The 348-nt window shown below is 68.7% G+C and carries 1 protein-coding gene; it reads right to left on the reverse strand.

Annotation, left to right across the window (positions count from 1 at the left end):
• Positions 1-136: 136 nt before the first annotated feature.
• The coding region (locus SB754_RS19510; RefSeq protein ID WP_410784054.1) for a hypothetical protein at positions 137-348 on the reverse strand (212 nt) is incomplete at its 5' end.

Raw genomic sequence — 348 nt, forward strand, 5'->3', positions numbered from 1 at the left:
GCTGCACGGCGTGGGCCCCAAGGCGCTGCGCATCATCGATGAAGCCCTCAGGGAGCACGGACTCGCCCTGCGCTAGCGTCCCGGCCAACGCGGGCACTGGTGGCCGTACCACTGGTACGGCCACCGGTGCGCCATGCTAGGCGTCGAGGCAGGCCGGGCCCAGCAGCACCTTCAGGTCACCGAACAGCGACGGCGTGGGGTTCACGCGCATGTCTACGCCCAGTTTCATGACCTCCACGCTGCGGGACCCGTTGAGCCGGATCTGCACCTCGGAGGTGCCGGGATGGGTGCGGAGCACGTCGCCGAGCTGCGTCACCACGGTTTCCGTTGCCTTGTACGTGGCCATCG

Origin of the sequence: Leifsonia sp. SIMBA_070, assembly GCF_046534635.1 — a bacterium.
Taxonomy (GTDB): domain Bacteria; phylum Actinomycetota; class Actinomycetes; order Actinomycetales; family Microbacteriaceae; genus Leifsonia.